Source organism: Paenibacillus sp. AK002, from assembly GCF_053903045.1.
Window position 1 is genome coordinate 5,438,606 of record NZ_CP096377.1, and the last position, 19,756, is coordinate 5,458,361.

At 52.8% G+C, this 19,756-nt stretch carries 24 protein-coding genes; 12 read left to right on the top strand and 12 right to left on the bottom strand.

All coding sequences use genetic code 11. The features are described from left to right. Positions 1 to 81 precede the first annotated feature (81 nt). The 3 genes from M1D70_RS24185 (at position 82) to M1D70_RS24195 (ending at position 1,373) form a co-directional block, all read left to right on the top strand. Positions 82 to 408: a YtrH family sporulation protein gene (locus tag M1D70_RS24185; protein WP_009595060.1), complete on the top strand. Its 327-nt coding sequence runs from the start codon at positions 82 to 84 to the stop codon at positions 406 to 408. 3 nt (positions 409 to 411) lie between these two features. Beyond that, the gene (locus M1D70_RS24190) at positions 412 to 915 is read left to right on the top strand and encodes a hypothetical protein (RefSeq protein ID WP_009595061.1); all 504 of its coding nucleotides are present in this window, start codon (positions 412 to 414) and stop codon (positions 913 to 915) included. A gap of 146 nt (positions 916 to 1,061) precedes the next feature. Then, a complete protein-coding gene (locus M1D70_RS24195; RefSeq protein WP_009595071.1) occupies positions 1,062 to 1,373 on the top strand; it encodes a YtpI family protein in 312 nt (103 codons plus the stop codon). Positions 1,374 to 1,455: 82 nt separating this feature from the next. On the opposite strand, the gene M1D70_RS24200 is transcribed toward M1D70_RS24195, so the two are convergent. The 4 genes from M1D70_RS24200 to M1D70_RS24215 form a co-directional block, all read right to left on the bottom strand. Then, on the bottom strand, positions 1,456 to 2,790 hold the full coding sequence (locus M1D70_RS24200; RefSeq protein ID WP_036659800.1) for a DRTGG domain-containing protein: 1,335 nt from the start codon (positions 2,788 to 2,790) through the stop codon (positions 1,456 to 1,458). Between the two features lie 180 nt (positions 2,791 to 2,970). Then, the gene (locus tag M1D70_RS24205; protein ID WP_015736991.1) at positions 2,971 to 3,258 is read right to left on the bottom strand and encodes a hypothetical protein; all 288 of its coding nucleotides are present in this window, start codon (positions 3,256 to 3,258) and stop codon (positions 2,971 to 2,973) included. A 141-nt stretch (positions 3,259 to 3,399) separates the two neighbouring features. Beyond that, entirely contained in the window at positions 3,400 to 3,747 is a 348-nt protein-coding gene (locus tag M1D70_RS24210; RefSeq protein WP_009595776.1) for a YlbF family regulator, read from the bottom strand. Between the two features lie 75 nt (positions 3,748 to 3,822). After that, positions 3,823 to 4,989: a DUF445 domain-containing protein gene (locus tag M1D70_RS24215; RefSeq protein ID WP_015736993.1), complete on the bottom strand. Its 1,167-nt coding sequence runs from the start codon at positions 4,987 to 4,989 to the stop codon at positions 3,823 to 3,825. 136 nt (positions 4,990 to 5,125) lie between these two features. On the opposite strand from M1D70_RS24215, the gene M1D70_RS24220 reads away from it, so the two are divergent. The 6 genes from M1D70_RS24220 to M1D70_RS24245 are packed head-to-tail and all read left to right on the top strand — an operon-like array spanning position 5,126 to position 11,820. Continuing rightward, positions 5,126 to 6,520: a YheC/YheD family endospore coat-associated protein gene (locus tag M1D70_RS24220; RefSeq protein ID WP_456288187.1), complete on the top strand. Its 1,395-nt coding sequence runs from the start codon at positions 5,126 to 5,128 to the stop codon at positions 6,518 to 6,520. 14 nt (positions 6,521 to 6,534) lie between these two features. Next, positions 6,535 to 7,671, top strand: a complete 1,137-nt coding sequence (locus tag M1D70_RS24225) for a YheC/YheD family endospore coat-associated protein (protein WP_456288188.1) — start codon at positions 6,535 to 6,537, stop codon at positions 7,669 to 7,671. Beyond that, positions 7,668 to 9,035, top strand: a complete 1,368-nt coding sequence (locus M1D70_RS24230; RefSeq protein ID WP_433941129.1) for a YheC/YheD family protein — start codon at positions 7,668 to 7,670, stop codon at positions 9,033 to 9,035. The genes M1D70_RS24225 and M1D70_RS24230 overlap by 4 nt, the downstream gene beginning before the upstream one ends. Before the next feature lie 3 nt (positions 9,036 to 9,038). Then, positions 9,039 to 10,145: a YheC/YheD family endospore coat-associated protein gene (locus M1D70_RS24235; RefSeq protein WP_456288189.1), complete on the top strand. Its 1,107-nt coding sequence runs from the start codon at positions 9,039 to 9,041 to the stop codon at positions 10,143 to 10,145. A gap of 53 nt (positions 10,146 to 10,198) precedes the next feature. Continuing rightward, on the top strand, positions 10,199 to 10,723 hold the full coding sequence (locus M1D70_RS24240; protein WP_456288190.1) for a GNAT family N-acetyltransferase: 525 nt from the start codon (positions 10,199 to 10,201) through the stop codon (positions 10,721 to 10,723). Next, positions 10,705 to 11,820 (top strand): YheC/YheD family endospore coat-associated protein, encoded by a 1,116-nt coding sequence (locus M1D70_RS24245; protein WP_096776321.1) that lies wholly within the window; start codon positions 10,705 to 10,707, stop codon positions 11,818 to 11,820. Before M1D70_RS24240 ends, M1D70_RS24245 begins: the two co-directional genes overlap by 19 nt. Positions 11,821 to 11,929: 109 nt before the next feature. Here M1D70_RS24245 and M1D70_RS24250 read toward each other — a convergent pair whose 3' ends face one another. Then, complete coding sequence (locus M1D70_RS24250; protein ID WP_009595725.1) at positions 11,930 to 12,616, bottom strand: HAD family hydrolase; 687 nt, start codon at positions 12,614 to 12,616, stop codon at positions 11,930 to 11,932. Positions 12,617 to 12,799: 183 nt separating this feature from the next. On the opposite strand from M1D70_RS24250, the gene M1D70_RS24255 reads away from it, so the two are divergent. Beyond that, positions 12,800 to 13,084 carry a hypothetical protein gene (locus tag M1D70_RS24255; protein WP_254664139.1) on the top strand — a complete coding sequence of 95 codons (285 nt, stop codon included), beginning with the start codon at positions 12,800 to 12,802 and terminating at the stop codon, positions 13,082 to 13,084. A gap of 14 nt (positions 13,085 to 13,098) precedes the next feature. Here M1D70_RS24255 and M1D70_RS24260 read toward each other — a convergent pair whose 3' ends face one another. Together M1D70_RS24260 and M1D70_RS24265 are read right to left on the bottom strand one after the other, a co-directional pair. Then, positions 13,099 to 13,305: a DUF5957 family protein gene (locus tag M1D70_RS24260; protein ID WP_009595746.1), complete on the bottom strand. Its 207-nt coding sequence runs from the start codon at positions 13,303 to 13,305 to the stop codon at positions 13,099 to 13,101. A gap of 7 nt (positions 13,306 to 13,312) precedes the next feature. Beyond that, positions 13,313 to 13,705: a DUF6220 domain-containing protein gene (locus M1D70_RS24265; RefSeq protein WP_456288191.1), complete on the bottom strand. Its 393-nt coding sequence runs from the start codon at positions 13,703 to 13,705 to the stop codon at positions 13,313 to 13,315. 180 nt (positions 13,706 to 13,885) lie between these two features. Between M1D70_RS24265 and M1D70_RS24270 the strand changes: the two genes are divergently transcribed. After that, positions 13,886 to 14,572 carry a response regulator gene (locus M1D70_RS24270; protein WP_456288192.1) on the top strand — a complete coding sequence of 229 codons (687 nt, stop codon included), beginning with the start codon at positions 13,886 to 13,888 and terminating at the stop codon, positions 14,570 to 14,572. Continuing rightward, complete coding sequence (locus M1D70_RS24275; RefSeq protein WP_456288193.1) at positions 14,569 to 15,939, top strand: sensor histidine kinase; 1,371 nt, start codon at positions 14,569 to 14,571, stop codon at positions 15,937 to 15,939. The genes M1D70_RS24270 and M1D70_RS24275 overlap by 4 nt, the downstream gene beginning before the upstream one ends. 97 nt (positions 15,940 to 16,036) lie before the next feature. On the opposite strand, the gene M1D70_RS24280 is transcribed toward M1D70_RS24275, so the two are convergent. The 5 genes from M1D70_RS24280 to M1D70_RS24300 all read right to left on the bottom strand — a co-directional run bounded on the left by M1D70_RS24280 (position 16,037) and on the right by M1D70_RS24300 (position 19,741). Next, on the bottom strand, positions 16,037 to 16,606 hold the full coding sequence (locus M1D70_RS24280) for a manganese catalase family protein (protein WP_036659827.1): 570 nt from the start codon (positions 16,604 to 16,606) through the stop codon (positions 16,037 to 16,039). A 90-nt stretch (positions 16,607 to 16,696) separates the two neighbouring features. Continuing rightward, on the bottom strand, positions 16,697 to 16,972 hold the full coding sequence (locus M1D70_RS24285) for a spore coat protein CotJB (RefSeq protein WP_009595735.1): 276 nt from the start codon (positions 16,970 to 16,972) through the stop codon (positions 16,697 to 16,699). A gap of 6 nt (positions 16,973 to 16,978) precedes the next feature. After that, entirely contained in the window at positions 16,979 to 17,200 is a 222-nt protein-coding gene (locus M1D70_RS24290) for a spore coat associated protein CotJA (RefSeq protein ID WP_036674153.1), read from the bottom strand. A 149-nt stretch (positions 17,201 to 17,349) separates the two neighbouring features. Beyond that, entirely contained in the window at positions 17,350 to 18,381 is a 1,032-nt protein-coding gene (ytvI, locus tag M1D70_RS24295; RefSeq protein WP_456288194.1) for a sporulation integral membrane protein YtvI, read from the bottom strand. Between the two features lie 28 nt (positions 18,382 to 18,409). Continuing rightward, entirely contained in the window at positions 18,410 to 19,741 is a 1,332-nt protein-coding gene (locus tag M1D70_RS24300; protein ID WP_009595846.1) for a hemolysin family protein, read from the bottom strand. Positions 19,742 to 19,756: the final 15 nt, after the last annotated feature.

Genomic DNA, 19,756 nt, shown 5'->3' on the forward strand with positions numbered 1-19,756 from the left:
CGCCCATAGAATGAAACTAGGGAATACGTGGACAGGCGGTTGCCGTGACATCCACCGAGAGAAGAAAGGAGACATGAGGGCATGAGCGTTTTTTTATCCAAAGCGATCCTGGACTTTTTTATAGCCTTCGGCATCGTGCTGGGAGGGGCCATGGTGGGAGGCGTGGGCGCCGTGCTGTCCCTGCAGCCCCCGACCCTGACCATGATAGAAGTGGCCGACCGGATTAAGATATGGGCGCTTGCCGCCGCCATCGGAGGGACCATTGATCCGATGCGGGTCATTGAAAGCAACATGGTAGTCGGCAATCTATCCCCTGCCATCAAGCAGGTTTTATATCTGGGTTTTGCATTTCTTGGAGCACATATGGGCAGCGAGCTGGTCAAATGGGTGTGCTCCAGCCGGAGCTGATCCATGCGCGTACCTCCGGCCCACCGATTCCGTCCCTTCTATCAGGTCGCATCCATCTTCGTGCTGGGGATGGTCGTCGGCAGCATCCTCTACAATTCGGTTTATCATGCAGCCTACAATAAATTATGGGAAACGAATCAGGAACAGCAGCTCAAAATAACGCAGTATGAAAAAGATATCGATTCGTTAAAAAAATACAATAAACAATCCACGGTCATCAAAGAAATCAAGATCCGCAGCGAACAAAACGACAGGGAGCCTCTTGATCCCGTCATCATCAAAGAGCTCGTCAGGCTTATGAGCGACGATCTGGCCGCCCTTCGCGGCCGCAACGTGTTTGATATCGATACGGACAGCAAGCTGACCCGTTCCCTCCTCAGCGACAAAATCTATACGGTCCGGGAAAAAGATTACAAGGTCCAAATCAAAACCATGCTCGTCATGGAAGGCGTGCTGCAAATCTGGGTCGGCGTCGATCATCTGGATGCAAAGTCAACGGGATCATGATACAATACATACTATTGTAAATGATCGAATCTAACATGCTTTTAGAGGGTGTTCAAAAAGTCATCTTGTGATCACGAAGCAGCACATGCACACACTTTTAGCCACATCGCGAGCATGTTACCGAATATAAAGGAGCCTTCCATTCCATGATAACCGTCATCCACTATATCCTGTACATTATCCTTGTCCTGTCCGTCGTAGCTGCCGCGCTGTATAGCATTCGCGCACGGCGAGTAGCGGATCCGGTCGACCGCGGAATCCATATGTCCATGATGAACCTCTGCATGGGCATTATGCTGGTTTCCCTTTCGCTGGTATGCATGTTCCTGTTCAGCGGCTCCACGCCCGCTGTCATTGTGGAAGCGGCGTTTTTGGTGCTTGGCGCATTCAATATATTTGCCGGCATTCGAAGCCGCACCTATTACAGCAGACTGAAGAATTCGCGGACGGCCGGCTGAATGAAGCTAAGTTGAAAAAAGGCATCCCGCATGGTCTACAAGACCAGCGGGGTGCCCTTTTTTTAGTCGGGAGAGTTTCCCCTTAGCCGTGATCGATCGCCTGCATCGTCATGACCGCTTTGGCAATCAGGCTCGTCTGATGCTGGATTTCAATCTCCATCTTGCAGGTGCGCCGGCTGAGCTCCAGCAATTTCGGCATAATGACAATCGGATCCTCGATCTGCACAGGCCGGATGAAATACGTCGACAGATGATCGAGGACATGATCCCAGCCGCTGATATCCTTGGCCGCCTTCACGGCCGCCTGGCTCATCACGGTGGTGAGCACCCCTTGCGAAATCGTTCCGAGTTCCGAAGCCATCTGGGGCGTGATAAAGCCGTGGAAGAACAATCGCCCTTCCTCATCCCGATCCTCCGCGATCCCGTTCCAGATCAGCTGATCGAACGTCTCGCCGAGCTGAGGCTGGTTTCGCGCATCCCGCAGTGCGCCAAGCACCTCTTTTCGGGTGACGGTGGCAAGCAGCTTGCGGTTCCGATCCACGATCGGCAGAAAATCGATCCCTTCCCACATCATGATCTGCGCGGCTGACGCAAGGGAGGTCTTCATGCTGGCCGTCACCGGATTGCGGGTCATCGCTTTCTCGATCGGCTGGGTTTCGGCCAGACCTTCCACGTCGCGAACCCCGACGATGCCGATGACCCGGTTCCATTCGTCCGTGACCGGGTACCGGTTTTCCCCCGTCTCCTGCGAAATCCGTTTGAATTCCTGAACGGTGACGGAGTTTTTCAACTGGTGATTCTTGGGCTTATCATGGGCGATATCCTCCACCAGCATAATTTTCTTCTTAATTAAACGGTCGAAAATGGCACGGTTGATCATGGAGGCGACCGTAAACGTGTCATGTCGGGACGAGATGATAGGCAGATCCAGCTGATCCGCCAGCAGCTTCACTTCCCGGCTCGTGCCGAAACCGCCGGTAATCAGCACGCCTGCCCCCTGTTCTAACGCCAGGGAATGGGCATCTTCGCGGTTACCGACAATCATGAGGCTTCCGGCGTCGATATAGCGGATCATGGCTTCCACTTTCATCGCGCCGATCACATACTTGTGCAGGCTTTTATTCAGCCCTTCGGCACCGCCAAGCACATGTCCTTCCACGATCTCGACGACATCGGCAAACGTAAGCTGCTCGGATATGTTCCGCGGCTTCCGTTCCACGCGAACCGTACCGATCCGCTCCTTCGTGACAACGATGCCTAGGCTTTCCGCTTCCTTCACCGCCCGGTAAGCGGTCCCCTCGCTGACGCCCATCTCCTTGGCCAGCCGCCGCACCGATATTTTGCTTCCCACCTTCAAACTTTCAATATACTGAACCAGCTGCTCGTGTTTTGTAATCGTATCATCCCGAACGTCCAACTGTTACACCCCCATAACACTATCTGTACTATACTGTATCTATTATATCACGTCCGCTGACGCTCCCATACCCGTCAAATCCAAAAAAACCTCCCCTCAAGGATGGCGGATGGATAATCCAGCCGCATCGGCTTCAAGGGAGGTTTTTTGTTTATCGCAGCTCTCGCTGTGATCCGGCACTTAATTGGCTTCCTGGCTCTTCTGTTCCTCAGGCCATTTCAGTTCCCACTGGCTCAATTTCTCCTTGCGGATTGCGTCCAGCGCTTTCTGCTTCGCCTCGTCTACTCCGATAAGATAATAGAGATGCGAACCGATCACGAGCAGGGCAAAGCCTGCCCAGACAGCACCGAACAGCGAAACCCAAGAGAACCCGCCGGAGAAAGAAATGCTCGGAAGGGCGTATATCAGCATGCCGAGTGCAACCAATAAATATGCGGTGTGTTTAAACTTGTTTTTCTTTTTTTTCATTGTAAACGCAGCTCCTCTACTCTCTGAAATCTATATTTCTACTCTATGAGGAGCTTGCGCAATTTATGAGACAAGTTTATAAAAATTTGTTCGAATTGTCTTCGAAGTTAACCTCCGCACCATGGTCACAAACGAGATCGCTTAGGATTGGGCCGGTCCGTACAGATGCTGCAGGCTGTCCGATATAATCTTGTTCACGTCTTCGATAATGACGCTCAGACGCCGCTCGGCGTCAAACAGACGGCGGATGTTCAGGTTCAGGCTCAGCACCTCGAACTGCTTCTCCATCTTCTCCATTTCCTCTTGGGCCGGCATGTCTCCAGACATCATGCGCTGTTGAAGCTCCATCTGGCGCTGGCGGAAATCGTCCAGCATGCGTCTGCTCTCCGGATCCGCATCCACGAGTTTCATCGCGGAGGTAATCTCTTCTACCTCCTGGCTCTCCTTCATTGCTTTTGCCAGATCATGTGCTTTGTCATAAATGTTCATTCTTGGTTCCTCCCCTATATTCGGCTAAGAAGCCGTTTTGTTCGTTCGCTTTGCCACATCTTAACTCTTAACATCTCATCTCCACAGTATCGTCAGCAGCGATTGGAGTAATCCGATGATCCCGCCCAGCAGAACCCCGAGCCAGGTAATAGCCCTGAATTCGCGGCCGGATACGCTCAATATGACCTCTTCCAGCCGCTCGATCGGAAATTTCTCCACCTGCTCCTGAACGAGCTGAGGCAAGTTAACGGCCTTCATCGCCCCCGGGATGCTTCGCTCCAAAAAGCCCAGCCCCTTATCGAGCATTCCTGGCAGGGCTGCCTCGATAGCCGGCATGCGCGGGCCGATCGCTTCGCCAACGCGAAGAAGCTCGATCCGCTGAATCCATGTGGACCAAGGAAGCTTGTCATCCAGTGTCCGGGTCAGCCACGCAAGCCCCGGCTCATCCGATGCATGTTCGATGATATCCCCAATCGGCATCTCCCCGTAATGAGACAGCTTTCCGGAGATGATGTCCGTGATGGTCTTGCGGACCTTCTCTCCCTCCAGCTGCTGGATCAGCACAGGGGTCATCTTCTGTACCAGTTTATCCTCATCCACAAAGATTGAAGCCATCGTACCGAGAAATCCGCCCGCCTTATCGATAAGTGAAGAAGCTACGTCCGACAGCATGAGCTGCCCCTTTGCCGACAAGAGCGTATGCTTCAGCTCCTTCAGCACGGTATCGGCTGCGGCCGCGCTCCAGCCCTGAATCGTTTCCTCCGACCAGCCGGGAACGAGCTCCTTCAGCGGTTTCGCCTCAAGCCCATACCCGTGCCATATGGCAGCGGCACCTCGGGCCGTAAGCTCGCGCGCCAATTGTTCCGCCCGGACCTTCATCTGCTCCCACTGTTCGGGGCTCCATACTTTCAGCGCCAAGTCGCCGAAGCTCAGCTCCGATTCGCTCCATTCCTCCAGCTTCCGCCGGAGGCTTTCCTCCATCTTGCTGCGGAACACCGGCCTGCGAATCAGATCCTGCAGGCCCTCGCTTGTCACCAGGTAATCCGAAACCACATGCCCCAGCGACTCGGCAATCTCGTCCTTGCGCTTGGGGATGAGCCCCGGGGTAAAGGGTACGCGGCGGCCCAGGATGATTTTTTCTTCGCGGGGATGAAACAGCATTTTTATCGCAAAGTGGTTCGTTACGCCGCCAACAAAAGCAGCAACGCACACGTTCACCAAAATAAACAGCCAGTTCTGCATTTTCAGCACTCCTTTTTCCCGAGCAGTACAATCACCAAGGGATATATGTCCTCATATGATGCATTACATGCAATGATCAGATGAAGTCTTTGTCTGTTCACTTAAGTATCCAGTTGTTGTCGGAAGGAGATCCATCATGCGCAAATCCAAGATCAAATCCAACACCAAATCCAAGATATCGGTTCAATTAATCCGCTCAGCCCAGCTTCCGGATAACGATATCAAGCTTGGTGACCGGCTCATAAGACAGCTCCGTATCCCGACAGATTCACCGATACAGCTTGCCTTTGGCTCCTTCAAGCAGGAAATCCGCGTTACTTCAGGAGGAAAATCGAACACGCTGGCCCTAAGCCCCACCATATTCAGCAGTTCGGAACTGCTTCCTCGCAGCACGATGAATGTCAGATATTATCCAACGGAAAAAATGCTGAAGCTCGGTCCGCTCATCGGTGTCATGGTCAGCCGCTTTTTACCGGATGAACCTGATAAACCTTTCGGGTCGATTTCGGCTTTCTGTTTGGAAATGGTAAACGCGGCCAAGAAACAAGGCGCATATGTGTACTTTTTCACCCCTGACATGATCGGTTCGAACCCGTCAACACTTGAAGCAATTATCTATGACGCGGGCTGGAAAAAGCGCAGCGTTCCAGCTCCGGACGTCATTAATAACCGGCTGTCTACCCGCAAACTGGAGAATAGTCCTAGCGTACAGCATTTTATGAGAGAAGTAAAATCACGATTCGGCACCCACATCTTTAACGAAAAATTCCTCGATAAATCCGATGTCTTCGAGGCGCTCGGACCCGATGCGAAGCTCCAAAAATATTTGCCGGAATCCTATTTGCTCAGCGGTTATCCGACTCTCAAAAAAATGTGCACCACGTATCGGACGGTCTTCCTGAAACCGGTGCGGGGAAGTCTGGGAAAGGGAATCATCCGGATTTCCCGGCAAGAGAACGGCCATTACCAAACGATGACGACATCTCTTGAAGGATCCAAGAAGAGCACCTACTCCTCGCTTCCAAAGCTGTTCAGCAGCTTATCCGGAAAAATAAAAAAAACGCGTTACCAAATTCAGCAAGGATTGGATTTAATCCGCATCAACCGGCGAAACGTCGATTTTCGCGCGCTTGTTCATAAAGACAAAAACGGCAAATGGGCAGTGACCTCGGTCGTAGCCCGAATTGCCGGCGGAAACCACTTTGTTTCCAATCTCGCCAGAGGCGGTACGCTATCTTCCGTCAAGGACGCGCTGGCCATGAGCAGCATTCCGTTATCCTCCAAGCAAACGGCTCCCGCCCGAATGAACCAAGCGGCGCTCGATATCGCTCATGGATTGGAGGCTGCCATTCCTTATCACTTTGGAGAACTGGGCATCGACTTGGCGATTGATACCTCGGGACGCATTTGGCTTCTGGAGGTCAACTCCAAGCCATCCAAAGGCGAAAACGCGCCATTGAATGCCGACTCCAAAGTAAGGCCGTCTGCCGTACGACTCGTTCAATACTGTCAATACTTGACGGGTTTGTAAAAAAGGAGAACCTTATGCCCTCAAAGATAATAGGCACCCTGGGTGTCATGGCATGCCGCAAACCGGGCTTCCCGCCGTTTGCCGAGAAGCAATTTCTCCGCGAGCTAAGCTTGAAGTCCGAGGGCCTCGGCATGCAGGTATTTGTTTTTTGTCCGGATGATGCCTCACCTGCTTCAGGTGCGGACAGCGCCGCGGACAGGATAAAAGGATATCGCTTCAATCCGGAAGAGGGCTGGAGCACCGGCACCTTCCCGCTTCCTGACATCGTCTATGACCGTTGCCTGCACCGAAGCGGCGAGGAAACGGCCGCAGCCGGTGAACTTCTGAACCGAATGTCGCAGCTTGGCGTTAAGCTGTGGTCACGCGGTCTGCCGGGCAAGCAGAAGGTTCATCAGCTGTTAAAGCGCTCCTCAGCCATCAAGCCTTATTTGCCGGCAACCTTAAGTTATACGGGAGCCGAATCCCTCAGCCGGGCTTTGCTCGCCTTTGGCGGACGTCTCTTCATGAAGCCAAGCGGAGGCTCTCAGGGCCGTCACACCTTGTACCTCGCGTTGACAGATCAACAGCGTGTCAGACTGCAAGGAAGGGATCGGAGCAATCGCATGTTCCTGCATACCATTCCCGTGCAAGAGATGAACGAATGGGTGAGAGGTTTTACCGGCCGCCGCCGGTTTATCATTCAGCCCTTCCTGAAGCTTCGCAACGGTAATGGGCACCCGTACGATATCCGGTCATTGGTTCAAAAGAATGATCGCGGCATATGGTCCGTCACAGGAATCGCTGTTAGGCAAGGAGCCGACCAAGGATTAACCTCAAACCTTCATGGCGGAGGCACGGCTTTTCCCGCCCTCCCCTATCTAACGACCGATTTCGGAGAAGAAAAGGCCAAGGGGATCATGCGGACCATCCGGGATTTGTCCGCTCAGCTTCCAGCTCTGCTGGAGGAAGGATTCGGCCGGCTCGGCGAGCTGGGAATCGATTTTGGCGTGGATACCAGCGGACGGGTCTGGATCCTGGAGGTCAACTCCAAACCTGGCCGACGCGCATTTACACTAACGGGAGATGGTCACGCAGCCCGGCTGTCCGTCGAACATCCGATTCAATACGCCCGTTATTTATTGCTTCGACAACTTAGGAGGGTAAATACATGAGTTTGAATTTCGGAAATATTCATTTCTCGCAGCAGCCCGAAAAAGTCGTCTTTTTATCCGGTTCGCTTCTCAAGAGCCTGGGGCTATCAAGCAAGAAATCGATAAAGCTTCGCATTGGCACCAATACCGTGTCCGCTGCCCTGAAACCGATCGAACGGTCGGGAAAGCACATCTATTTAAGCAGCGGAGTCCGAAACAGCGTCAACGTTCCCAGACAGGGTCCTGTATACATCCATTCCCCCCGGGAAGGAGAACTTGAACTGGGGCCCGTGGTCGGGGTTCTGTCCGACGGCCCCCCGAATCCGTCCAGTCCTTTTGGAGCCCGCACTTCGTATATCCGGCAGCTGCTTCGCGAAGGCAACAAAAAAATGTTCGTATATGCCTTTGCCCCACGGGATATCAACTGGCAGCGCGAAACCGTTCATGCCTATATGCTTGGTTCCGGCGGCGGCTTCATTCGTAAGACCGTTCCGCTTCCTGATGTCGTTTATAACCGCCTACCGAGCCGGAAAACCGACTTTTCCCCTTTTACCAACCAACTGAGGGACCGATTCGGCAAACGCAACATCAAATTCTTCAATTGGGCGTTCTTCAATAAATCGGATGTCTACTCGCAGCTGGACGGTGACCTGCAGGCGGGCAAATATTTGCCGGAAACCTACAACAATCCTAGTCCCGAGCGGATTAAGGATATGATGGAACGCCATCATTTCGTATATTATAAGCCTTCTGCCGGAAGTTTAGGCCTGGGCATCTACCGGTTAACCTATCTTCCCAAAAAAGGATACTATGCCCGCTATCACGGAAACGGCGGCAACACGCTGCTCAAATTCCCGAACTTTAACAGTCTGATGCGGATGCTTCAGGCAAAACACGGTGCCAAGCTGAAGAGCTACGTCATCCAGCAAGGAATCCGTCTCATTGAAATCGACGGATGTCCCATCGACTTCAGGTTCCATATGCATAAGAACAGCAGAAACCGTTGGGCCGTGGTCGGCATCGGCGCCAAAAAAGCCGGACGCGGCAGCGTCACCACGCATATCAAGAACGGCGGCTCGCTGATGACGCCGGAACTGGCGCTCTCCCGCGCTTTTGGAACCAGATCGCGTGATGTGCTGGAGCGCGCCAAGGAAGCCGCCATTGCGATGTCGGAAGCGATTGAGAATCACCACCCGCATCTGCTAGGGGAAATCGGGTTCGATATCGGCATAGACGATAACGAGAGAATCTGGATGTTTGAAGCGAATTCGAAGCCGGGCAGATCGATTTTCAGCCACCCTTCACTTAAAGCGGAAGGAAGAGCATCAGTCGAGCATATTTTTGATCACAGTTTGTATCTGAGCGGCTTCCACAGGGGGGAATGATTCGTGATCAGCCGAGTGGAGAGTGATGGAAGACCGGTTGTAGCAATCTTGACCATGCACGATACTCAAACCATGTTCAGAGGCAACCGGCAAAACTTTCAGGAAATCATCAAGACAGGAAAAGATATGGGGTTTCTGGTCTATGTGGTCACGGTACGCGATCTGAAGCTTGATACGGATGCTGTCAAAGGTTATATGCTGTTGAGCGACCATTCCTGGGAGCAGAGGTTATGTCCTCTGCCCCAGGTTATCTATAACCGGATTCCATACCGTGAGGATGAAGCCCTGCCGTGGGTTCGCCGCAAAATCAAGGAATGCCAAAGGCATCCCCATATCGTCCTCTACAACCCACATTTCTTTAATAAGTGGAGACTGTTCGCTTGGCTGAACAAATCGCGGTTAACCAAGCAATGGACTCCTCTGACTAAGCGCTTGAAGGGGTATCCGACTTTATATGAGATGATGAAGCAGAAACCCTACCTGTATCTAAAACCGGAGGATGGCAAAGCCGGTCAAGGAATTATGAGGATTCGGTACCAGAAAAACAAATCGCTCCCCTACCGCATCCAGATTCAGAACAACAAAAACAGTACCACGTACAAAGCGGCTTCCTTGGAAAGGCTCTGGAACCGGGTTTATCAGGAAACCAAAGGAAGCTCATACCTTATTCAGCAGGGAATCGAGCTGGCTCAGGTCCATGGCCGTTCCTTTGATCTCCGCATTCTTGTGCAAAAGAACGATTCGGGTTCCTGGGCGGTCACGGGAATCGGAGCACGCATGGCAGGGGCCAAGAGCATAACCACGCATGTTCCCCGCGGGGGAACGATTGAGGACCCGGAGAAGCTGCTGCCGATCGTATTCGGTCCGGAACGTTCCGATGCCATCCTGGGCGAGGTTAGAAAGGCAGCCGTGCATATGGCACGGCAGATTGAGAAATGCTCCGGGCAGATCCATGGGGAAATGTCCATGGACCTCGGAATCGATAACGAAGGCATCCTTTGGTTCTTCGAGGCGAATTCAAGACCGATGAAATTTGACGAACCGGCGATCCGCAAAAAATCACTGGAGCGGATTTTTCAATATTCCGACTACCTGATCAAGCATAAGTAAATCTTGCACGGTCTCAAGCACCGGTCAAAGATGCACGGAAAGGAGGGGATCATGTGGAAATCTCATGTCTCTCTCTCGCAGGCCCGGAAGAATGGCCGCATGCCAGACAGCAATGCAGCGAGTTCTTCAGGCGTTACAGCAGCAAGCGTCTAACCCGCGAAGGTTATCAGCGTCTGGCATCGTTATCCTACGACGAGCTGCTGCAGCCCGGCACTTCGATCGTGGCGGCAACGGTTCGGGGCGATATCGGGCGCATACCGGTGGGGATTTGCTTTGCGGCGGATTATGGAGAAAGTGCCTGTATGATTGCTGTACACCCTCTATACCGCAACCGGCAAATCGGTTCTTCCCTGATCCGCTCGCAATTATCCAGGTTCGGGCGGCTGCGATGCAAAGTGGCTGCAGATCATACGGCAAGTTTGCAAATGTGCTTTCATGCAGGGATGCAGGCCATTGCTCTTGAGCAGGGTCCGACAGGAAAACCTACGCTCATTATGAGCGGAATCCTGCCCCTGCACCAATCATTTAATGCTGACTCTATTCAAGAAGGTGAACCTCTGTGTCGAAACCCGTCTTAGGTATTATGACGCTTTACTTGGATGAACGGAAAAAGCTGGAGGAACGGCATATCTACGAGCATATGATCAAGGAAGGAAAGGCAATGGGGCTGGACGTCTACGTCTTCACCCCCGCCGAGGTCAACAGCGCCCAAGGGCTGATCAACGCCATGGAATACGACCCTGACCACCAAAGATGGAGCCGGAGGTGGCGGTCGTTTCCCGACATGATCTTTGACCGCTGCCGCATTCAAAAGAGTCCGCGCTTTCAACAGCTGCTGCGCTTTCGTTCCCGCTACCGGTACTTGCTGTTTCTGAACCGGCCGCTGCGCAACAAATGGACGATTCATCAAATACTGTCCACCAAAAAACGCTTCCGGCCGCATCTGCCGGACACCCGGATCGTTACGAGCACCAGTGACATTCACCGGATGCTCCATGTTCACCCTGTCGTTTATTTTAAGCCGATCAACGGAACGGGCGGACGCGGAATCCTGCGGATTGCGAAAGTGCCGGGCGTTACGGGCACGTATGAAATCAGGGGACGCAATTCCAATCGGAGCATCATTAAACCGAAACGGATGCCATCGGGCCATTTGGCGCAATATTTATCGGGCTGGGGCAATAAAGACCGATATCTCGTCCAAGAGGGAATACAGCTGGAGCTGCCGGACGGAAGAGTGCATGACTACCGAATGCTCGTGCAGAAAGACGGTGCCGGTCAATGGCAGGTGACCGGCTGCGTGGGACGCGTCGGGGCGCCGAAGAGCGTAACCTCCAACCTGCATGGCGGCGGAAGCGCAACGATGATGGAAGAATTGTTAAGCAAATGGATCGCAGATCCGGCAAAGCGCGCCAGCATCCGCGAGGAAGCCGATTCCCTCGGCGTGGCCATAGCCCAATTTCTGGACGGACAATATGGAGGCTTGTGCGAGCTTGCGCTGGATCTGGCAGTGGATAAAACCGGAAGGGTTCTTCTCTTGGAGGTGAATCCTAAGCCATCAAGGGAAGTATTCTCGCAGATCGGCGATATGGCTGCCTACCGCGAATCCATGGTGAAGCCCTTAGAATATGCCATGTGGGTATACAGTCAAAAAAAATCCGCGAAGAATGCTTAAGGCCAAACCCCGGAAAATCGAATACTATAATCCGAAAACACGCACAAAGGCTGTTTCCAAGAGGGTTGCATGCTACCCTTGGAAACAGCCTTTGTGACTCCTATCCAATCTACTCGGCTTGGTCATGAAGCTTCAGCAGCTGTGAAAAAGAATGGATGACAACGTCCGATCCCTTCAGCTCCTGATCCTCGCCAAAACCTGCATAGCGGCAGCCAATGACGGTTTGTCCGTTCTCTTTGCCTGCCTCCACATCCGATGATCGGTCTCCTACCATCCAGGCATCCTTGATTTCATGCTGATCCAGCAGCAATCTGACCAAATCCACCTTCGAAGCCGTTCCGTGCTCTCCGGCACTGTAGACTCCTTCAAAAAGCGGCATAAGCCCCCTCGCTTGGGAGATGCCCTTCACGTAATCCTCCAGGCCGTTGCTGGCAACAAACAGTCGGACGCCGCGCCGATGAAGCTCCTCCAGCGTCTCCTTCACCTCAGGATACAAAACGGCTGCTTCATCGCTTAAACCTTCGAGCTCCAGCTGCAGCAGCAGCTCGTTTGCACGGTTATGGGCTGCCGGCGTCGCATCCGGTATGACCTTCTTCCAAATGTCTTCGAGCAGCATCCCCAGACATCCAAGCATGAGCTCCTCATCCGGCGTTTCTCCTTCGTAGTGCCCCTCTTCGCGCAGAATGTCGAACAATTTGTGATAGGCGGGCAGCAGCAGGGTCTCCGTCTGAAACAGCGTTCCATCCATGTCAAATATCATCGCTTCCGGCTTGATTAACGTAGCTGTTTTTTCCAATTTTGTCCTTCCCTTCGCTCCATATAATCTGATTCTAGTCTAATCTCCCCTCATCATATAGGAACCATATCACATCTGCAAATCCCATTCCCCCATTACTGTTGCTTTTTGTCTATATCATCATGCGTAACCAAGGCCGCTTTAACGTTGTTATATATACAATAAGTTCGAAGAAAGGAGAGGATGAACTTGCCGGAAACAAGAGAGTCTGGTGAAGCATCGGCCATCGGGCTGCTGGAAGCCGAACTGCTGGCAGAGCTGGACCGGTATGATCCCCGTGAGCAAGCCGCCATTCTCAAGCGGATGGTTAACCGGCTTAAGAAGGGCCGATATGTCCGAAGCCCGATCGCCCTGGTGAAGGAGATGGTTCGGACACCGCTTGTATGGTACCTGTTGTCCCTGGGGATTGTGATACCGATCCTGTTCTATATCCTGTTCGTTTGGATCTCGCTGGCGGTTGAAGGGTAACGCGGAACGAAGCGTTATTGTTCAAATTCCGGGCGCCGCCAGATCATTAAAGTAGCGGCGCACCATGCCGAGGTAACAAACGGCAGATATTTGAGACCCTTCAACCCGTCCTCGTCTCCTCCAAATACCATGTGCGACGTAACGGCGATCACTGCATTCAGAACGATCCCGCCTGCAAAACCTCCGATTAAAGCCATAACCAGCACGGCAAGGCTTCTCATGTTCGTATTACCCCTTCTGTTCCTGCCGATAGGATGGGAGTACACCACGTGCCGTATCCACGGCAAGCCAGAACAATCCGATGGCAATGACCGGATGCCATGCCCCTGCGACAGGCAGGTTCGCCGTGAGGTATTGGCCGAAGACCAATAACAACAGAGCCAGTGATCTCCATTTATACGGGGCGGGCAGTTTGCCTGTAAAACCAAATATCAGCATGAGCAGCGGCACGATTTCAAAAAAATGGACAAACAGGGTGTGGCTTCTCCACATCGATCCGTCGTGAAACAGCGCCATGCCGGCAATAAACGTCTGAACGGCAATACAAACAACAAATAACCATGCCAGCCCTAACGAAATCCATACGGCCAGCGGTGTTTTTCTTACAGGTTGTTGCGTCATGTCGATATCCCTCTCTCGATTTAAAAATTTTTACGAGATCATCCTATCATCGAAATGTTGCGATCTTGTGATGATGGCTTGCGGATTCCGTGAAATTTTCCAATTGCGGCTGGAAACCGTATATAATGGGGTGGATTTACCGCTGAACCTAACGAATCAATGGAAAGGCAGGATGCTTGCATGGCACATACCTTGCTTCTTGTGGACGATGAACGGAAAGTCATTGAATTTATGGAGCCATTCCTCCGTCAGGAGGGATTTCACATCATTACCGCTGCGACCGGAACGGAGGCTTTGGCCAAGGCGAGAGACGCCAAGCCGGCGCTGGTCGTATTGGATTGGATGCTGCCGGAATTAAGCGGCATTGAAGTATGCCGGGAGCTCAGAAAATCAAGCCGTGTCGGCATCATTATGGTTACCGCCCGGATTGAGGAAACCGATAAGCTGATCGGACTGGAGGTAGGCGCCGACGATTACATGACCAAGCCTTTCTCCCTGCGAGAGCTGGCTGCGCGCATTCGGTCGGTCCTTCGCAGAATAGAAGGCGAATCGGTTACTGAAGAAATGCTTAAGCGCGGCGATTTAACGATCTCGGAAACCCAATGCCGGGTATGGAAACACGACCGGGAGATCCTGCTTACTCCTACCGAATTCAAGCTCCTCCTGACCCTTGCTTCCAGGCCTGGCGTGGTATACAGCCGTCTGCAGCTGCTTCAGGCGGCCATGGAGGATGATATCCACAATGATGAACGGACCGCGGACGCCCATATCAGCCGGATCCGCAAAAAAATCGAAGATGACCCGGCCGAGCCCGTTTTTATCAAAACGGTGTATGGATTCGGTTACCGGTTTGAGCAGCAGCCATGAGCGTGGGCCGCAAAATCTTCATCGTCCTCTCGTCGTTCATTATCGGTTTCAGCACCGTCTTCGTCCTTCTTACTTATATCGTGATCCGCGATTCCATGGATGTCATGCTGCAAACCTCGCGCGAAGAAGAGCTGGATCAGCTCCAGGACCGGCTGGTCGGCTACTACGTAAAGAATGGGCATACTTTCCGTGCCGTTCAGGATCAGGCATGGTTAGCGGACAGTCCCCGTTCGGCTGACCGCCAGGAGAGCATCCTGCTGGTATCCGGGGAACAAACGGCCCTCTTGCATGAGGGGGAGGCTGTAGAGCAGCTGATCAAACGTCTGGGGGTAAAGCGGACGTTACATGTTGAAGGCGAAGCGGTCGCAGAGCTGTATTATTATGATACGGATGTGGCAAACCTGACCAAGCTTCGGATCGGTACGCCCACATCCATCATCATTCTGCTGGGCGGAGGCACCATCCTCTTCGTCCTGCTATCCCTTGGCGCGGCATACTGGATATCGCGAAGGCTCACGGCGCCCCTGCGCAAGCTCGTCCCGGCCATCGAACGCCTCGGTCAAGGCGAGTACGGCATTCAGGCCCCCGTCACCTCGGAGGACGAATACGGGAGGGTCGCCGTCGCTTTTAACGGAATGTCTTCCAAGCTCGAACAATCGGAAATGATCCGCCGCAATTTGGTGGCTGACGTCGCCCATGAGCTTCGCACACCGCTGACCATCGTGAGGGGAAAGCTGGATCTGCTTCAACAGAATCGGCAGCCGATCGAACCCGAACTGCTGCTTCCCATTCAGGACGAATTGATTCGCTTAACCCGGCTCGTGGGTGACCTCCATCAATTATCTTTAGCCGAAGCGAAGCAGCTGCCGCTGGTTCGAATACCAACCGATATGCTGGTTCTGCTGAGTCAAATCCGGGAACGGTTAGAGCCTGAGGCGGAGGCTAAGAACTTGGCCCTGCGACTGACGAGCGCTACGGAACGCACCTCCGTACCCGTTGATCCGAGCCGAATCACCCAGGTGTTCCTGAATCTGTTCGTCAACGCGATCCGGTATACGCCCCATGGCGGGCTTGTCCACGTTTCGCTGTTAGAGGAGTCCCCATCCGGCATGCTTCGGATTGATATTCGGGATACGGGCCCAGGGATTGAAGAAGAGCATCTTCCTTATCTCTTTAACCGCTTCTACCGCACGGATGAAGCGCGTGCGCGGCATCAAGGCGGCATGGGACTAGGTCTTGCGATTGCCAAGGAATTCATCGTATCTCATGGAGGCACGATTCAGGCAGAGAGCAAGCCGGGGCAGGGTACCACCTTTACGGTCCGGCTGCCGTATCATGATTCGGACCAGGAACTGCACGGGACCTAATACCGCCATAACTTCCATCCCCCATAAACAGGCCCGGCCGCAATCGGCCGGGCCTGTCATGAACGATTTATTTGCAGGTGGGAACGATGTCGGCACCCTAGAAAATCTTTTTCGTTTCCCGATCTTCCTTGATAATCTCAACGGCCTCCCGGAAGCGGAGGGAATGAATGATTTCCCGTTCCCGCAAAAATTTGAGACTGTCCTGCAAATCCACGTCGTCGGTCATGTCGATAAGCCATTGATATGTAGCGCGCGCCTTCTCTTCTGCCGCAATGTCCTCGTACAAATCCGCAATCGGATCTCCTTTGGCTTGAATATAGGTTGCCGTCCACGGTACGCCGGCCGCGTTCTCATAATACAGCGCATGATCGTGATTGGCATAGTGCGCGCCCAATCCGGCTGCCTCCAGCTCCGCCACGCTTGCATCCTTCGTCAATTTGTACACCATCGCGGCAATCATCTCGAGATGTGCGAATTCCTCGGTTCCGATATCGTTGAGCAATCCGATCACTTTGTCTGGAATCGTATACCGCTGGTTCAGATAACGCAGCGCGGCGGCCAGCTCGCCGTCAGCGCCTCCATATTGCTCCATCAAAAATTTTGCCATTCTCGGATCACATTTACTTACGCGCACCGGATACTGAAGTTTTTTTTCATATACCCACATGGGCTCTTCCGCCTCCTTGTTCTCGCTTATCCTCTTCGTGAGGGCTGCATGCAGGTGGTGAAGCAAGCAGCAGCCCGCTGACCAACGCGGTCAAACCTGCCAAGGCCACGGGCCTTGGGCCCATTCGAACGGATACTTGGAAAAAGCACGACCAAAATTTTGCAGCGGCCCATACAGCTCTTGAAATTGCTTCGCAAGCACCGTCCTTTCCTGTGTTAGCTTGTTGAACTGCTCGATGCTCTTGAGATCATCCGGATGAGTATCCAAATACAGGTTCAGCTCCACCAGGACAAAATCCAATGCCTGTAGCTGCTCCAGCATTTCGTAATACTTCCGATCTCCAACCTGGGGTCTGGCTTCGTTCACGGCCGATCACTCTCCTTTAAATTTTCGCGAGGTATACGGGCTATACAAGGACGGCCATAACGTTCCGTGTCTCAATGCCTCGGCAGGGCTAAACTGCGGCAGGCCGGGCGGTTGAAACACGATAAACTGGTTAACAGGCACCACATACGTTCTGTAGGGCTTAGGCGGGCAAGGATCAAATGGCGAATGAAATACCGGGTATACGCGCACCTCATGGTTTTCCTTCAAGGGTATTCCTCCTTATCGTTACTATCCGTCGTTATCAAGGGCTCTTCGTATTTAACATATGTCTTCCGCCCAGAAAATGAACTCTAAAATGACAAAAAAACCCTCTTCCCTGGAATATTTCCGGGAAAAGGGTTGCATCAAGTTGTCCTTCAGAATTTGATCTTGATTTGGAACAAGCCCGCTTTACGCATGGCGGAATAGATAATGACGACCAAGGGGCCGATAAAAAATCCGATCACGCCAACCAGCTTAAATCCGACATACATGCTGACCAGGGCCGGTAATGCGCCGATGCCGACGGCATCCCCAATGACCTTCGGCTCCAGCACGCGGCGGATCACCGTTATCAGGATAAACAGGAAAATCAAGCCGATCCCTGTAAAAATATCGCCTACCGCGAGCAGGTAAATGGACCAGGGGATCAATACGGAGCCTACGCCAAGGATCGGCAGGATGTCGACAATCGTGACAAGCAGGGCGATGGCAAGCGGGTAATTGATACCTAATACCAGCAAGCCGAGCAGCGTGATCACGTACGTGAACAAACTGAGGATCAGCTGGGCCCGCAAAAAGCCGAATATCGATTTTTTCAGGCTGAGCAGCACTTCATTCACCTGCGACTGGGAAGACTCGTCGAACAGCGACAACGCCTTTTCGCGCATCGTATCGAGGCTGAACGCAAACAAGTATACCGCCACGCAGAATACGATGAACGTGACAAACAGGTTAGGCAGCGTTTTGGCAAAGGACAGGAAGGTTGAAGATACCGAATTGACCAGCGACTGCACATAGGAAGAAATATTCGACATAAATTCGGTAAGACTGTCGGCAAGGCCCGGCGAAACGCCGTTCAGCATGTCCTGAGCCTGAATAATCGTATGCTGAAGGAATTCATTGGCTCCCGCAAAATATTGCGGAGCCCTGCTCCAGTATTCGACCAGCTGGTTAAACACCTGAAGCCCGATCAGATAAGCCAGAAGCAGCATCAAGAGAAGAAATAGCGTGCTGGTCACGGTTGCGGCCGCAATGCGGTTCAGCCGGAGCCTTTTCATCAAGAGCCGATTTAACGGCTCCAGTGCAATAGCAATCACGATAGCCAACAGGAACGGAGCCCCGACCGTAAACATTCCGTACAGCAACAGGAGCCCCAGACCGATAAAGATCAGCTGCTTAATCGACATAATCCACTTCCTAACAAATAGAGTCTTGCTAGTTCTGGGTGAGGCTGCTTTCCAGCTTCTGATGAATCATGACGCGGGTTACGCGTAACCGGGTAGACTCCTCAACTTCAAAGACCACCCCGTCAAAGGCGGTTTTCTTCCCGACTGCCGGGTTCCCTTCCAGCTCCTTGAACAGCCAACCGCCAATGGAATCGACGTCATGCTCATCAATCATCAAGCCGGTCAAATCATTCACTTCTTCGATGAGCATTCGCCCGTCTACCGAAAAGGACTCATCATACACTTCGATTTCCGGCCGCTCGTCTTCGAACTCATCGTACAGGTCCCCGACAATCTCTTCCAGAATCTTCTCAGCCGTGAGAATGCCGGCGGTCCCTCCGTATTCGTCCACCACGAGCGCAAGCTGCTCATGTCTTGCCTGCATCTTCCGCAGCACCTGGCTGATTTCCATGGATTCCGATACGTCCATAATCGGTCTCACCAAGGATGTCAGATCACGCTGTTTCTCCGGCTCTGCGAGAAGGAGATCCGTAATGTGGACAAATCCGATGATGCGGTCCTTGTTGTCCGTTGCAACCGGGTAACGGGAATGCTTCGTCTCGTTGACGATCCGAAGATTCTCCTCCAAGGTAAAATTGGTGAACAATACGTCCATATCCGTCCTCGGCAGCATAATTTCCCTGGCTCTCAAATCGGAAAAATCGAACAGGTTGTCCATCAATTTCATCTCGTTCTCGTCGATGACACCGCTCCGTGCGCTCTCGGTCATCAGAATCCGAATCTCTTCCTCGGAGTGGGCCGCCTCGGCCTCGCTTGCGGGCTCGATGCCGACCAGCTTCAGAATACGGTTAGCGGAAGCATTGAGCACCCAGATCACCGGCAGAAAAATGCGGTAAAACCAGAGCAGCGGGGCTGACAGAAGCAGTGCCGTGCCCTCCGTCCGCTGAATAGCCAAAGATTTCGGTGCAAGCTCCCCTAACACAATATGCAAAAAGGTGATAATACAGAAGCCCACCGCGACCGATATCGTGCTGATCAATCGCTCATCCGCAAAGCCGATGCTGTGCATGATGGGAGCTACCAGCAATTCGGAAATGGCGGGCTCCCCGATCCAGCCGAGTCCCAGGGAAGTCAGGGTAATCCCGAGTTGGGTGGCGGATAAATAAGCATCCAGCTTTTGGTTTACTTTCAGCGCAATGCCGGCAAGCCGGTTCCCTTCGCTAACGAGCTGGGTCAGCCGGGATTGGCGCATTTTCACGAGTGAAAATTCGGCGGCTACAAACACGCCGTTCAACAAAACGAGCAGGAAAACCAAGAGTAAATTCAAAATCAGTTTCCCGACCTCAAATTCCTCTGCCATGATGACACGCCTTCT

Excerpts from the sequence above, each read along its gene's own strand:
- M1D70_RS24265 (WP_456288191.1), bottom strand. The coding sequence starts at position 13,705 with ATGACGCAACAACCTGTAAGAAAAACACCGCTGGCCGTATGGATTTCG.
- M1D70_RS24220 (WP_456288187.1), top strand. The coding sequence starts at position 5,126 with ATGCGCAAATCCAAGATCAAATCCAACACCAAATCCAAGATATCGGTT.
- M1D70_RS24260 (WP_009595746.1), bottom strand. The coding sequence starts at position 13,305 with ATGAGAAGCCTTGCCGTGCTGGTTATGGCTTTAATCGGAGGTTTTGCA.
- M1D70_RS24195 (WP_009595071.1), top strand. The coding sequence starts at position 1,062 with ATGATAACCGTCATCCACTATATCCTGTACATTATCCTTGTCCTGTCC.
- M1D70_RS24270 (WP_456288192.1), top strand. The coding sequence starts at position 13,886 with ATGGCACATACCTTGCTTCTTGTGGACGATGAACGGAAAGTCATTGAA.
- M1D70_RS24255 (WP_254664139.1), top strand. The coding sequence starts at position 12,800 with ATGAACTTGCCGGAAACAAGAGAGTCTGGTGAAGCATCGGCCATCGGG.
- M1D70_RS24280 (WP_036659827.1), bottom strand. The coding sequence starts at position 16,606 with ATGTGGGTATATGAAAAAAAACTTCAGTATCCGGTGCGCGTAAGTAAA.
- M1D70_RS24225 (WP_456288188.1), top strand. The coding sequence starts at position 6,535 with ATGCCCTCAAAGATAATAGGCACCCTGGGTGTCATGGCATGCCGCAAA.
- M1D70_RS24210 (WP_009595776.1), bottom strand. The coding sequence starts at position 3,747 with ATGAACATTTATGACAAAGCACATGATCTGGCAAAAGCAATGAAGGAG.
- ytvI (WP_456288194.1), bottom strand. The coding sequence starts at position 18,381 with ATGTCGATTAAGCAGCTGATCTTTATCGGTCTGGGGCTCCTGTTGCTG.
- M1D70_RS24205 (WP_015736991.1), bottom strand. The coding sequence starts at position 3,258 with ATGAAAAAAAAGAAAAACAAGTTTAAACACACCGCATATTTATTGGTT.
- M1D70_RS24230 (WP_433941129.1), top strand. The coding sequence starts at position 7,668 with ATGAGTTTGAATTTCGGAAATATTCATTTCTCGCAGCAGCCCGAAAAA.
- M1D70_RS24300 (WP_009595846.1), bottom strand. The coding sequence starts at position 19,741 with ATGGCAGAGGAATTTGAGGTCGGGAAACTGATTTTGAATTTACTCTTG.
- M1D70_RS24275 (WP_456288193.1), top strand. The coding sequence starts at position 14,569 with ATGAGCGTGGGCCGCAAAATCTTCATCGTCCTCTCGTCGTTCATTATC.
- M1D70_RS24190 (WP_009595061.1), top strand. The coding sequence starts at position 412 with ATGCGCGTACCTCCGGCCCACCGATTCCGTCCCTTCTATCAGGTCGCA.
- M1D70_RS24185 (WP_009595060.1), top strand. The coding sequence starts at position 82 with ATGAGCGTTTTTTTATCCAAAGCGATCCTGGACTTTTTTATAGCCTTC.
- M1D70_RS24215 (WP_015736993.1), bottom strand. The coding sequence starts at position 4,989 with ATGCAGAACTGGCTGTTTATTTTGGTGAACGTGTGCGTTGCTGCTTTT.